At 66.4% G+C, this 13,411-nt stretch carries 12 protein-coding genes; all 12 read left to right on the plus strand.

The genetic code is table 11. The annotated features are described in order from the left end of the window. Nucleotides 1–1,341: a chromosomal replication initiator protein DnaA gene (dnaA, locus tag QN245_RS00005; RefSeq protein ID WP_317844203.1), complete on the plus strand. Its 1,341-nt coding sequence runs from the start codon at nucleotides 1–3 to the stop codon at nucleotides 1,339–1,341. A gap of 277 nt (nucleotides 1,342–1,618) precedes the next feature. Continuing rightward, nucleotides 1,619–2,719, plus strand: coding sequence for a DNA polymerase III subunit beta (gene dnaN / locus QN245_RS00010; protein ID WP_184448832.1), 1,101 nt, complete (start codon nucleotides 1,619–1,621; stop codon nucleotides 2,717–2,719). 471 nt (nucleotides 2,720–3,190) lie between these two features. Next, on the plus strand, nucleotides 3,191–4,291 hold the full coding sequence (gene recF / locus QN245_RS00015) for a DNA replication/repair protein RecF (protein ID WP_317844204.1): 1,101 nt from the start codon (nucleotides 3,191–3,193) through the stop codon (nucleotides 4,289–4,291). A 112-nt stretch (nucleotides 4,292–4,403) separates the two neighbouring features. After that, a complete protein-coding gene (gene gyrB, locus QN245_RS00020; protein WP_160967169.1) occupies nucleotides 4,404–6,866 on the plus strand; it encodes a DNA topoisomerase (ATP-hydrolyzing) subunit B in 2,463 nt (820 codons plus the stop codon). 79 nt (nucleotides 6,867–6,945) lie between these two features. Continuing rightward, entirely contained in the window at nucleotides 6,946–7,791 is an 846-nt protein-coding gene (locus QN245_RS00025) for a CPBP family intramembrane glutamic endopeptidase (RefSeq protein ID WP_167087948.1), read from the plus strand. Nucleotides 7,792–7,859: 68 nt separating this feature from the next. Continuing rightward, entirely contained in the window at nucleotides 7,860–8,666 is an 807-nt protein-coding gene (locus QN245_RS00030) for a M48 family metallopeptidase (protein ID WP_160967171.1), read from the plus strand. A 147-nt stretch (nucleotides 8,667–8,813) separates the two neighbouring features. Next, on the plus strand, nucleotides 8,814–10,007 hold the full coding sequence (locus QN245_RS00035) for a tetratricopeptide repeat protein (protein WP_184448829.1): 1,194 nt from the start codon (nucleotides 8,814–8,816) through the stop codon (nucleotides 10,005–10,007). Nucleotides 10,008–10,159: 152 nt separating this feature from the next. Then, nucleotides 10,160–10,834 (plus strand): energy transducer TonB, encoded by a 675-nt coding sequence (locus QN245_RS00040; protein ID WP_425613086.1) that lies wholly within the window; start codon nucleotides 10,160–10,162, stop codon nucleotides 10,832–10,834. Between the two features lie 96 nt (nucleotides 10,835–10,930). Further along, nucleotides 10,931–11,695, plus strand: a complete 765-nt coding sequence (gene exbB / locus QN245_RS00045; RefSeq protein WP_160967176.1) for a TonB-system energizer ExbB — start codon at nucleotides 10,931–10,933, stop codon at nucleotides 11,693–11,695. A 40-nt stretch (nucleotides 11,696–11,735) separates the two neighbouring features. Then, nucleotides 11,736–12,161 carry an ExbD/TolR family protein gene (locus QN245_RS00050; RefSeq protein ID WP_010340666.1) on the plus strand — a complete coding sequence of 142 codons (426 nt, stop codon included), beginning with the start codon at nucleotides 11,736–11,738 and terminating at the stop codon, nucleotides 12,159–12,161. Between the two features lie 3 nt (nucleotides 12,162–12,164). Then, nucleotides 12,165–12,578 carry an ExbD/TolR family protein gene (locus tag QN245_RS00055; protein ID WP_026143210.1) on the plus strand — a complete coding sequence of 138 codons (414 nt, stop codon included), beginning with the start codon at nucleotides 12,165–12,167 and terminating at the stop codon, nucleotides 12,576–12,578. Between the two features lie 288 nt (nucleotides 12,579–12,866). Next, nucleotides 12,867–13,280, plus strand: coding sequence for an ExbD/TolR family protein (locus QN245_RS00060; protein WP_160967177.1), 414 nt, complete (start codon nucleotides 12,867–12,869; stop codon nucleotides 13,278–13,280). Nucleotides 13,281–13,411: the final 131 nt, after the last annotated feature.

Consider the following 13,411-nt stretch of genomic DNA (forward strand, 5'->3'; position numbering starts at 1 on the left):
ATGGATGCTTGGCCCCGTTGCCTGGAACGTCTGGAAGCCGAATTTCCAGCCGAGGACGTTCACACTTGGTTGAAACCGCTGCAAGCCGAACAGCGCCATGACAACAGCATGGTGCTGTACGCCCCGAACGCCTTCATCGTCGAGCAGGTGCGCGAGCGCTACCTGCCGCGCATCCGCGAGCTGCTGACCTATTTCGCCGGCAGCGGCGAGGTGCTGTTGCAGGTCGGTTCGCGCCCGCGCGCGCCGGAACCGGCTGCCGCACCGCCCAGCGAGAGCGCGGCCGCACGCACGCCGGCACCTCCGTTGCTGGAGCCGTTCGCCGGCAACCTCGATTCGCACTACACCTTCGCCAACTTCGTCGAAGGGCGCAGCAACCAGCTCGGCCTGGCCGCGGCGGTGCAGGCCGCGCAGAAGCCCGGCGACCGCGCACACAACCCGCTGCTGCTGTACGGCGGCACCGGCCTGGGCAAGACCCACCTGATGTTCGCCGCCGGCAACGCCATGCGCGAGCAGAATCCGAATGCGCGGGTGATGTACCTGCGCTCGGAACAGTTCTTCAGCGCGATGATCCGCGCGCTGCAGGACAAGACCATGGACCAGTTCAAGCGCCAGTTCCAGCAGGTGGACGCGCTGCTGATCGACGACATCCAGTTCTTCGCCGGCAAGGACCGCACCCAGGAAGAGTTCTTCCACACCTTCAACGCGTTGTTCGATGGCCGCCAGCAGATCATCCTGACCTGCGACCGCTATCCGCGCGAGGTCGAAGGGCTGGAGCCGCGGCTGAAGTCGCGCCTGGCCTGGGGCCTGTCGGTGGCGATCGATCCGCCCGATTTCGAGACCCGCGCGGCGATCGTGCTGGCCAAGGCGCGCGAGCGCGGCGCGGAGATCCCCGACGACGTGGCGTTCCTGATCGCCAAGAAGATGCGCTCGAACGTGCGCGATCTGGAAGGCGCGCTCAACACGCTGGCGGCGCGCGCCAATTTCACTGGCCGCGCGATCACCACCGAGTTCGCCCAGGAGACCCTGCGCGACCTGCTGCGCGCGCAGCAGCAGGCGATCGGCATCCCCAACATCCAGAAGACCGTGGCCGACTACTACGGCCTGCAGATCAAGGATCTGCTGTCCAAGCGGCGCACGCGCTCGCTGGCGCGGCCGCGGCAGGTGGCGATGGCGCTGACCAAGGAACTGACCGAACACAGCCTGCCGGAGATCGGCGACGCGTTCGCCGGGCGCGACCACACCACCGTGCTGCACGCCTGCCGGCAGATCAAGCACCTGATGGAGACCGACGGCAAGTTGCGCGAGGACTGGGACAAGCTGATCCGCAAGCTCAGCGAGTGAGCCCAGGCGGGACTACCGGGGGGCCGCTTGATAAATCGGTGCATGACTTCGCGACAAATCCGGGAGAAACTGTGGATAAAGCGCGACGCGGCGGCGACGGCAAAACTATCCACAGGTTTCCCCACCAGTTCCGGGGCAGTAGTACACGGGATTGAGGGCGTGAAAAATCTTTTGTATTCAGTGGTTTGAGCTACATTTGCACCGAATTTCGCTCTACCATCACCACCAAGCTTTTGATTTATTCCACATCTTTTAAAGCATAGGGGCACGGAACCACATGCGTTTCACACTGCAGCGCGAAGCCTTCCTCAAGCCATTGGCGCAAGTCGTCAATGTGGTCGAACGCCGCCAGACCTTGCCGGTTCTGGCCAACTTCCTGGTGCAGGTGCACGGCGGGCAGCTGTCGCTGACCGGTACCGATCTGGAAGTGGAAATGGTCTCGCGCATTGCGGTCGACGATGCCCAGGACGGCGAAACCACGATTCCGGCGCGCAAGCTGTTCGAGATCGTCCGGGCGCTCCCCGACGGCAGCAAGGTCACCGTGTCCCAATCCGGCGACAAGATCACCGTGCAGGCCGGGCGTAGCCGCTTCACCCTGGCCACGTTGCCTGCCAACGACTTCCCGTCGGTCGACGAAGTGGAAGCCACCGAGCGGGTGGTGGTGCCGGAAGCGGCGTTGAAGGAACTGATCGAGCGCACCGCGTTCGCGATGGCGCAACAGGACGTGCGCTACTACCTCAACGGCCTGCTGTTCGACCTGCACAACCAGACCCTGCGCTGTGTGGCCACAGATGGCCATCGCCTGGCGCTGTGCGAGACCGAACTGGAGAACGCCGGCGGCGCCAAGCGCCAGATCATCGTGCCACGCAAGGGCGTGACCGAACTGCAGCGTCTACTGGAAGGCGGCGAGCGCGAAGTCGAACTGGAAGTCGGCCGCGCGCACGTACGGGTCAAGCGCGACGATGTCACCTTCACCTCCAAGCTGATCGACGGCCGCTTCCCCGATTACGAAGCGGTGATCCCGATCGGTGCCGACCGCGAGGTCAAGCTGGATCGCGAGATCCTGCGCGCGGCGCTGCAGCGTGCGGCGATCCTGTCCAACGAGAAGTACCGCGGCGTGCGCGTGGAAGTCTCGCCGGGCCAGCTGAAGATCAGCGCGCATAACCCGGAACAGGAAGAAGCGCAGGAAGAAGTCGAAGCCGACACCAAGGTCAGTGACCTGGCGATCGGCTTCAACGTGAACTACCTGCTCGATGCGCTGTCCGCGCTGCGCGAGGAGTTCGTGGTGATCCAGCTGCGCGACGCCAACTCGTCCGCGCTGGTGCGCGAAGCCAGCAGTGCCCGCTCGCGTCACGTGGTGATGCCGCTGCGTCTCTGACGTTTCGCTTCGTGTTCCACGTGGAACACGCGCGGAAAGCGACCCGGCCTTGTGCCGGGTTTTCTTTTTCTGTGGGCGGATGGGTCCGAGCGCCGAGGTCACATATCGACGCAACCTGACGCGCGGCCCCCTAACCGTGGCGGCACGTACGGAGGCGCTGCTACGCCTAGCTGCGCGAGCTTAGGACCAACTGCGCCGACATGGGAGATACGCTCCTTTGTCGGTCCGCCGGCAAACAGAGCGAATAGCGACATTTTCGCCTGCTCCAATTGCGCCCTGCTCGATCTCCCTTCCGCGGCTCGGCCGACAAGCCTCCGGCGCCAGCCCGAAGCATTCCGTCCATCGCACTGCGACCTGGTGCCCGGCGCACCGACTGCACAACGCCAGCCAGCCGTTTTGGGTATGCTGCCGCCCTCCCCCTGATCCCGATCTGCGTGCGCCCGGCGCGAGCGCTTTCGCCTCCATTCCCGCATGCACGTCTCCCGCCTCGACTTTCACCATCTGCGCAGGTTCGCGACGCTCGAGCTGGCGCCTGCGCCCGGGCTGAACCTGATCACCGGCGACAACGGCGCCGGCAAGACCACGGTTCTCGAGGCGATGCACCTGATGGCCTATGGGCGGAGCTTCCGCGGCCGGGTGCGCGACGGACTGGTCAGCCAAGGCCAGGAAGCGCTGGACGTCTTCGTCGAATGGCAGGAACAGTCGGGCGAGGCCGGTGCGACACGTCGGCGCCGCGCCGGATTGCGCCACAGTGGTCAGGAGTGGCGTGGCCGCCTCGACGGCCAGGACATCGCCCACCTCGGCACGTTGTGCGCGGCGCTGGCGGTGGTCACCTTCGAGCCGGGCAGCCATCTGCTGGTCAGCGGGGGGGGCGAGCCGCGGCGCCGCTTCGTCGATTGGGGCTTGTTCCACGTGGAACCTGACTTCCTGTCGCTGTGGCGGCGCTACGCGCGAGCGCTCAAGCAGCGCAACGCCCTGCTCAAGAGCGGCGGCAGCGGCGCGGCGCTCGATGCCTGGGACCACGAACTTGCCGAGTCGGGCGAGCCGCTGACCTCGCGACGCCAGGACTACTTGGACCGGCTGCTGCAGCGTCTGCTCGCCCTCGCCCCCGAGCTGGCACCGGCGCTGGGAATCGCACATCTGCAGTTCGCGCCCGGCTGGCGCCGTCAGGACGTCTCGCTTGCCGATGCCCTGCTGCTCAACCGCGAGCGCGACCGGCAGCTCGGCTACACCTCCGCCGGCCCGCACCGCGCCGACTGGAGCCTGAGCTTCGCCGAGATCCCCGGCCGTGACGCCCTCTCCCGCGGCCAGGCCAAGCTCACCGCCCTGGCCTGCCTGCTTGCGCAAGCCGAGGACTATGCCGAGCAACGTGGCGAATGGCCGGTGATCGCCCTGGACGATCTGGCCTCTGAACTGGACCGGCACCACCAGGGGCGTGTGCTGGAGCGTCTGCGGGCCGGACCCGCCCAGGTCTTCGTCACCGCCACCGAAACCCCGCAGGCGCTAGCCGATGCCGGCCTGCCGATTGCGCGGTTCCACGTGGAACATGGACAAATCCTGGTTCCCTCATAGGCCGCCATGGGGGCAGCCGCCCGGGCTGCTATAATTTCCGCCAATCCCCTATCCAGCGGCGCGAACCGGCCCCGGCCTGTCTTCGCCGCCTCGTGGAGCCTACGGCACCCGCATGACCGACGAACAGAACACCCCGCCCAGCAACGGCAACTACGACGCCAACAGCATCACCGCCCTGGAAGGCCTGGAGGCGGTCCGCAAGCGGCCCGGCATGTACATCGGCGACGTCCACGACGGCACCGGTCTGCATCACATGGTGTTCGAGGTCGTCGACAACTCGATCGACGAAGCCCTGGCCGGGCATGCCGACCATGTCGCGGTGACCATCCACGCCGACGGTTCGGTGTCGGTGTCCGACAATGGCCGCGGCATCCCGGTCGGCAAGCACGCGCAGATGAGCGCCAAGCTCGGGCGCGAGGTCTCCGCCGCCGAGGTGGTGATGACCGTCCTGCACGCCGGCGGCAAGTTCGACGACAACAGCTACAAGGTGTCCGGCGGCCTGCACGGCGTGGGCGTCAGCGTGGTCAATGCGCTGTCGGAGAAGCTGCTGCTGGACGTGTTCCAGGGTGGCTTCCACTACCAGCAGGAATTCAGCAACGGCGCGGCCGTGGCCCCGCTGGCGAAACTGGGCGAAACCAGCAAGCGCGGCACCACCGTGCGCTTCTGGCCCTCGGTGGTGGCCTTCCACAACAACGTGGAGTACCACTACGACATCCTGGCCCGGCGCCTGCGCGAGCTGTCCTTCCTCAATTCCGGGGTCAAGATCGTGCTCGCCGACGAGCGTGGCGAGGGCCGCCGCGACGATTTCCACTACGAGGGCGGCATCCGCAGTTTCGTCGAGCACCTGGCGCAGCTGAAGACCCCGCTGCACCCGAACGTGATCTCGGTCACCGGCGAGCACAACGGCATCACCGTGGACGTGGCGCTGCAGTGGACCGACTCCTACCAGGAGACGATGTACTGCTTCACCAACAACATCCCGCAGAAGGACGGCGGTACCCACCTGGCCGGCTTCCGCGGCGCGCTGACCCGCGTGCTCAACACCTACATCGAGCAGAACGGCATCGCCAAGCAGGCCAAGATCAACCTGACCGGCGACGACATGCGCGAAGGCATGATCGCGGTGCTGTCGGTGAAGGTGCCGGATCCGAGCTTCTCCAGCCAGACCAAGGAAAAGCTGGTCAGCTCCGACGTGCGCCCGGCGGTGGAAAACGCCTTCGGTGCGCGTCTGGAGGAGTTCCTGCAGGAGAACCCCAACGAGGCCAAGGCCATCGCCGGCAAGATCGTCGATGCCGCCCGCGCCCGCGAGGCCGCGCGCAAGGCAAGAGACCTCACCCGTCGCAAGGGCGCGTTGGACATCGCCGGCCTGCCGGGCAAGCTGGCCGACTGCCAGGAAAAGGACCCGGCGCTGTCGGAGCTGTTCATCGTCGAGGGCGACTCGGCGGGCGGCTCGGCCAAGCAGGGCCGCAACCGCAAGAACCAGGCGGTACTGCCGCTGCGCGGCAAGATCCTCAACGTCGAGCGCGCGCGCTTCGACCGCATGCTGTCCTCCGACCAGGTCGGCACGCTGATCACCGCCCTGGGCACCGGCATCGGCCGCGACGAGTACAACCCGGACAAGCTGCGCTACCACCGCATCATCATCATGACCGACGCCGACGTCGACGGCGCGCACATCCGCACCCTGCTGCTGACCTTCTTCTACCGGCAGATGCCGGAGCTGATCGAGCGCGGCTACGTCTACATCGGCCTGCCGCCGCTGTACCGGCTCAAGCAGGGCAAGCAGGAGCTGTACCTGAAGGACGACAACGCGCTCAACGCCTACCTGGCCAGCAGTGCGGTCGAAGGCGCGGCGCTGGTCCCGGCCAACAACGAGCCGCCGATCACCGGCGCGGCGCTGGAGAAGCTGCTGCTGCTGTTCGCCAGCGCCAACGAGGCGGTGGCGCGCAACGCGCACCGCTACGACCCGGCGCTGCTGACCGCGCTGATCGACCTGCCGCCGCTGGACGTGGCCCAGCTCGAGGCCGAGGGCGAGGCGCATCCGAGCCTGGACGCGCTGCAGGCGGTGCTCAACCGCGGCAGCCTGGGCTCGGCGCGCTACGCGCTGCACTTCGAACGCGGCAACGAGCAGAAGCCGGCGATGTTGAAGGTGATCCGTCGCCACATGGGCGAAGAACTCACCAGCTGGGTGCCGATGGCCGCCTTCGAGAGCGGCGAACTGCGGGCTCTGCGCGAGGTCGCGCTGGCCCTACATGGGCTGGTGCGCGAGGGCGCGCAGATCGTGCGCGGCAACAAGGCCCAGGCCATCAGCAGCTTCGCCCAGGCGCATGCCTGGCTGTTCGAAGAAGCCAAGAAGGGCCGCCAGATCCAGCGCTTCAAGGGCCTGGGCGAAATGAACGCCGAGCAGCTGTGGGAGACCACGGTGAACCCCGACACGCGCCGCCTGCTGCAGGTGCGCATCGAGGACGCGGTCGCCGCCGACCAGATCTTCAGCACCTTGATGGGCGATGTGGTCGAACCGCGCCGCGACTTCATCGAGGAAAACGCGCTGAAGGTCGCCAACCTCGACATCTGACCGCGGCGGTTCCCGCCCCTGGCCTGCGCCGGGGCGGGCGTCCCGTTGTGTCTTCCGCCCGCTTCCGCCCAGGATCGCGATGACCGCACCGCCGTTGCCCGTCCCCCCGCTGCCGTTGCCTTCCACGCCGCCGGCCCGCCCGCGCCGGCCGATCCTCGGTTTCTTCCTCGACGTGCTGCTGGCGGCGGTGGTGCTGCTGGCGGTGAGCGTGCTGTGCGGCCTGGTCTGGGGCGTGATCCGCGGCGCCCAGCTGGCCATGGAGTTGAAGGCGCAAGGCATCCCTGCCGATCGCCTGGCTGCGCTGGTCGCGCAGCAGGTCGGCCAGCCGGGCGCGCTGGCGCAGCTGTTGATCGCCCTGGTCAGCACCCTGTCCGCGGCGCTGCTGCTGTACTTCCTGCGGCGGCCGGCCAACGCCGCCGAGCGTCGCGCCTCGTGGCAGGCCGCGCGCCTCCCGTCGACCTGGGGCTGGGTGCTGCTGGTTGCGGCCGGGGTGTTCTTCGGCAGCGCGGTGATCTCCGCGCTGGCCGCGCAGATCGGCATCAAGCCGGTGCCGACCAACCTGCCGCTGATGCAGGAGGCGATGGCGCAGATGCCGTTGTTCCTGATCGTGTTCGCGGTGGTGATCGCTCCAGCCTACGAAGAACTGCTGTTCCGTCGCGTGCTGTTCGGGCGGCTGTGGGATGCCGGCCGGCCGCGGCTGGGCATGCTGCTCAGCGGCGCCGCCTTCGCCCTGGTGCACGAGGTGCCGGGGACCACCGGCAACAGCCTGGCCGCAACCGCACAGCTGTGGCTGGTCTATGGCGGCATGGGCGCGGCGTTCGCCTGGCTGTACAAGCGCACCGGCACCTTGTGGGCGCCGATCGCCGCGCACGGGCTCAACAACGCCCTCGCGGTCGCCGGCCTCTATTGGTTTGGCGCAACCTGAAGGTTTGTTTGACGAAATGTTAAGACACGGGCCCCCACACTGCGACGCGTGTTAGGAGGGGGGACCGTATGAAGCAAGTGGTACTTGGCGCGTCGCTTGCGATGCTGCTGGCAGCGTGTGCGACGACGACATCGCCAACCGGGCGGACCCAGGTCGTGGGCGGCATCTCGCAACAACAACTCGACCAGATGGGCGCGCAGGCGTTCGCCGAAGCCAAGGCCAAGGAACAGCTGGACACCGATCCCAAGCGCAACGCCTACGTGCGCTGCGTGGTCAACACGCTGGTCGCGCAGTTGCCCGCCGAATGGCGTGGCACCGGCTGGGAAACCGCGCTGTTCAACGACAAGGAACCCAACGCGTTCGCCCTGCCCGGCGGCAAGGTCGGGGTCAACAGCGGCATCTTCAGCGTGGCCAAGAACCAGGACCAGCTCGCCGCCGTGCTCGGCCACGAGATCGGCCACGTCATCTCGCGCCACCACGAAGAACGCATCACCCGCCAGCTCGGCGCGCAGGCGGGCCTGAGCGTGATCGGCGCACTGGCCGGCGCGCGCTACGGCCAGGGCGCGGCCGACACCGTCGGCCAGGTCGGCGGCATGACGGCACAGACGCTGTTCCTGCTGCCGGGCTCGCGCCAGCAGGAAACCGAGGCGGACATCGTCGGCCAGCGCCTGATGGCGCAGGCCGGGTTCGACCCGGCGCAAGCGGTGGATCTGTGGAAGAACATGATGGCCGCCGGCGGCGATCGTCCGCCGCAATGGCTCTCCACCCACCCCGATCCCAGTGCACGCATCGGCGAACTGCAGCGCGACGTCGCCGCGCTCGAGCCGGTGTATGCGCAGGCGCGCAGCGCCGGCAGGACGCCCAAGTGCGGCTGAGTCGGTCGTCGTCCCCGCGCCTGTCACGGAAAACGCATCTAAAAACGTTTTCACGGCGTACAGGTTTCTGATAGGTTTGCTGGCTCGGCCGAGGAATGGCCGCTCCGTCTTCCGTGCCGCTCCGGGCGGTTTCCACCGAGGTGACCCATGAAATTCCGCATCCGCAAGCAAGCGTTGTTGTCCCTGGTGATCGCAGGTGCCCTCGGTGGCGCGGTGGTGACCGATGCCGCAGCGCAGAGCGATCGCTCCGACCACCGCTCCTCGCGCAACGCGAAGACCGAGAAGGCGACGGTGCTGTTCCCCAACGCCGAGCGCAAGGAGCCCAACGGCAAGCCGTCGTCCAAGCTCGGCAGCAAGCTGCAGAAGCTAATCGACACCTACAACAAGGGCGAGGACTACGCATCGGTGCGCACCCAGGCCGATGAGATCCTGGCCAACAGCGGCGCCAACGAGTACGACAAGTCGCTGGCCGCGCAGCTGGCCGCGCAGGCCGCCTACAACCTCGACGACAGCAAGGCCGCGCAGGCGTACCTGAAGCAGGCGATCCAGTTCAACGGCCTGGACAACAACGGCCACTTCCAGTCGATGCTGATGCTGGCGCAGTTGCAGCTGCAGGACGACCAGACCGCCGAAGGCCTGGCCTCGCTGGACAAGTTCCTCGCCGAGTCCAAGTCGACCCGTCCGGAGGACCTGATCCTCAAGGGCCAGGCCCTGTACCAGGCGCAGCGCTACCAGGAAGCGATCCCCGTGCTGAAGCAGGCGATCGCCGCCTCGCCGGAGCCGAAGGACAGCTGGAACCAGCTGCTGATGGCGTCCTACGCCGAAGCCGGCCAGACCGGTGAGGCGGTCAAGGCCGCCGAGGCGCTGGCCGCCAAGTCGCCCAACGACAAGAAGACCCAGCTCAACCTGGCCAGCATGTACATGCAGGCCGACCAGATGGACAAGGCCGCAGCGGTGATGGACAAGCTGCGTGCCGCCGGTCAGCTGACCGACGAGAAGGAATACAAGCAGCTGTACTCGATCTACGCCAACACCGAGGGCCACGAAAAGGACGTCATCGGGGTCATCAACGAAGGCATGCAGAAGGGCATTCTGAAGCCGGACTACCAGACCTACCTCGCCCTGGCGCAGTCGTACTACTACACCGACCAGCTGCCGCAGGCGATCGAGAACTGGCAGAAGGCCGCGCCGCTGTCCAAGGACGGCGAAACCTATCTGAACCTGGCCAAGGTGCTGCATTCGGAAGGCCGCATTGCCGAAGCCAAGCAGGCCGCGCAGCAGGCACTGGCCAAGGGCGTCAAAAAGCCGGAAGACGCCAAGAAGATCATCAACCTGAAGTAGCACGCAAAAAAAGCCCCCGACGACCAGTGCTGAAAGTAGTGCAGGTAACAGGGATTGGTATAAGCTTGGAGGTTCCTGCGGTGTCATCCCCGCGTGAACTTGGGTTCCGCTCCACAGCGAAATCCGCCCCCCATTAATCGAGTCATTGGCGCATGACGGAACAACTGGTCATCCATCGGCATTACGACAAAGATGACGCCTCCGGCCTCAGCTGGCCGCGCATCATCGGTATTGCCTTCGTAATCGCGCTGCACCTTGCAGCGCTGATGTTGCTGCTGATTCCAGCCGTTGCGCCCAAGGCAGTGGCGGAGAAGGAACGCAACATCATGGTCACCCTGGTGGCCGCACCGCCGCCGCCTCCCCCGCCGCCGCCGCCGCCGCCGAAGCCGCCGGAAACGCCGCCGCCGCCGGTGAAGAACCTGGCGCCGCCGAAGCCGACCCCGCTGCCGCCGCCGCCGGAAGCCCCGGTGATCGACGTGCCGGAACCGCGTCCGAACGACGTGGCCACCCCGCCGTCGCCGCCCGCGCCGCCGTCGCAGCCGACCGACATCGGCGCCAGCGTCGATATCTCGTCGAAGAACATGAATCCGCCGAAGTATCCGCCGGCTGCATTCCGCTCGGGTGCGCAGGGCGAGGTGATCCTGATCATCGATGTCGATGCGAATGGTAACGTGACGAACGTTGCCGTCGAAAAATCCAGCCGCAACCGCGACCTGGACCGCGCCGCCATGGAAGCAGCGCGCAAGTGGCGGTTCAACGCCGCTACGGCCAATGGACAGAAGACCGCCGGCCGCGTCCGCGTCCCGGTCAACTTCGCGCTGAACTGATACAAAGGCACGTGGGCCTGCGCACCGCAGGTCCACCCGCCCTGTCTACTCTTTGCACCACCCTCATCACCACCACACACAACAAAGGTACGCGTCATGCTGCAGGAAATTTTCATTGCCGCCGCTGCGGGGGGCAACAACGCGTCGAACGCCCTGTCGCAGATGGGCTTCGAGCACCTCATCACCGAAATGACCTCCAAGCCGGGTGACTTCGCCGTCTCCTGGGTGGTGCTCATCACCCTCATCATCATGTCGGCCTCGTCCTGGTACTGGACGATCATCAACATCTTCCGCGCCACCCGCCTGAAGAGCCAGGCCGACCGCGTCACCAGCCTGTTCTGGGACACCCCGAACGCGCAGGACGCCATCCGTGCGATGGAAGAGCAGCCGGCTTCCGAGCCGTTCTCCAAGATCGCCCTGGACGCTGCGCAGGCCGCCGCGCACCACCAGCGCGCCGAAGCCGGTGCCGGCAATGGCCTGGGCGAGACCCTGAGCCGTTCGGAGTTCGTCGACCGCGCTCTGCGCCAGGCCGTGACCCGCGAAAGCACCAAGCTGCAGTCGGGCATGACCCTGCTGGCGACCGTCGGTGCGACCGCGCCGTTCGTCGGTCTGCTGGGTACCGTGTGGGGCATCTACGGCGCGCTGATCAAGATCGGTGCCACCGGCTCCGCCTCGATCGACGCCGTGGCCGGCCCGGTCGGTGAAGCGCTGATCATGACCGCGATCGGTCTGTTCGTCGCGATCCCGGCCGTGTTCGCCTTCAACTTCTTCAGCAAGGTCAACAGCTCGGTGATCGCCAAGTTCGACACCTTCGCTCACGACCTGCACGACTTCTTCGCCACCGGCTCGCGCGTTCGCTGATCCCGGCTAAGTCGTCCACGCAACGTTAACGGAGCCCGTTATGGCTTTCAGTAGTGGTAACAGCGGCGGCCCCATGGCCGACATCAACGTCACGCCCCTCGTGGACGTGATGCTGGTGCTGCTGATCATCTTCATCATCACGGCACCGCTGATGTCCCACAAGGTCAAGGTGGAACTGCCCCAAGCCAACTTGAAGCAGGATCCGGACAAGGACGACAAGCGTTCGAATCCGATCACGCTGGCGGTCAAGGAAGACGGGTCGCTGTACTGGAACGATGAGCCGATCTCCAAGGAAGCTTTGGAGTCGCGCTTCTCGACCGCCGCACAGCAGACCCCGCAGCCGCCGCTCAACCTGCGTGGCGACCGCACCACCAAGATGCGCACGATCAACGAGATCACCAAGATCGCGCAGAGTCAGGGCATGCTGGACGTCGGTTTCGTTGCGACCAAAGAGAAGGGGAACTGAGCCATGGCGTTCAGCTCAGGAGGCGGCCGTGGTCCCATGGCCGACATCAACGTCACGCCGCTGGTCGACGTGATGCTGGTGCTGTTGATCATCTTCATCGTGACCGCGCCGATCATGACCTACCCGATCGACGTGGATCTGCCGCAGCGGGTCATCAACCCGCCGCCGCAGTTGCGCGATCCGCCGCCGCCGATCGATCTGCGGATCGATGCGTCGAACCAGGTGTTCTGGAACAACAGCCCGGTGGCAGTGACTGCGCTCCCGCAGATGATGGAAAACGAAGTCCAGCGCGATCCGACCAACCAGCCGGAACTGCGCATCGATGCCAATCCGGATTCCGAGTACGAAGTGATGGCCAAGGTGCTGGCCGCCGCCAAGAACTCGGACATGAAGAAGATCGGCTTCGTGCAGCAATAAGCTTCACCGCAATTCGCTTCACCGCAACACCTCAGTCATGACGCGACTGCAAACGCCACCGGCAACGGTGGCGTTTTTTTATGCGCGTCGATTGCCTGCTGCGTGCTGCCCTACTCGCTCCGACGATGTCGGCCTGCGCTCCAGCGCGTGGCACACGGAATCTGCGCCCGAGCGACCGGATTGGTTCGCCGTCCGCAGCGAGGCCACGCCGCTGTCGCCCTCCCTCGCACACCGCTGCGTCGCGGGTGTAGGCTGGGTCCGCGACACCACACCCACAGGAGGCTGGCCATGGCGTTCAGTGCTGCAGGGAATCGGGGACCGCTGGCGGAGATCAATGTCACCCCGCTGGTCGATGTGATGCTGGTGCTGTTGATCATCTTCATCGTCACCGCGCCGATGCTGACGCGCACGATCACCATGGACCTGCCGCAACGAACGTCGGCGCCGTCCACGCCTTTGCCGCCGCCCGACCCGATCCAGTTGCGCCTGGATGCCAGCGGCCAGCTGTTCTGGAACGCCGCGCCGCTGCCCTTGCGCGATCTGCAGCCGCGCCTGCAGGAGGCGATGGCGCAGGCGGCCGGCAACCCGCCCGAGTTGCGCATCGACGCCAGCCCGGATGCGGAGTACGCGGCGATGGCCAAGGTACTTGCGGCGGCGAAGAACGCCGACGTGCAACGGATCGGTTTCGTCCAGGCGCACTAGTCGGCGCGGCTGTAGCGCGCGTCAGCAGCGATGCTGGCGCGGGTGAGGTTCTGTGCTTGTCGGACTCCAGCCCGGTGGCGTGCCGAGCCTGGTTTCACGCGCATCGCGGACGTTGTGCGGCGGTCGCCGCA

The sequence above is a fragment of the Xanthomonas rydalmerensis genome, from assembly GCF_033170385.1.
In the GTDB taxonomy this organism is placed as follows: domain Bacteria; phylum Pseudomonadota; class Gammaproteobacteria; order Xanthomonadales; family Xanthomonadaceae; genus Xanthomonas_A; species Xanthomonas_A rydalmerensis.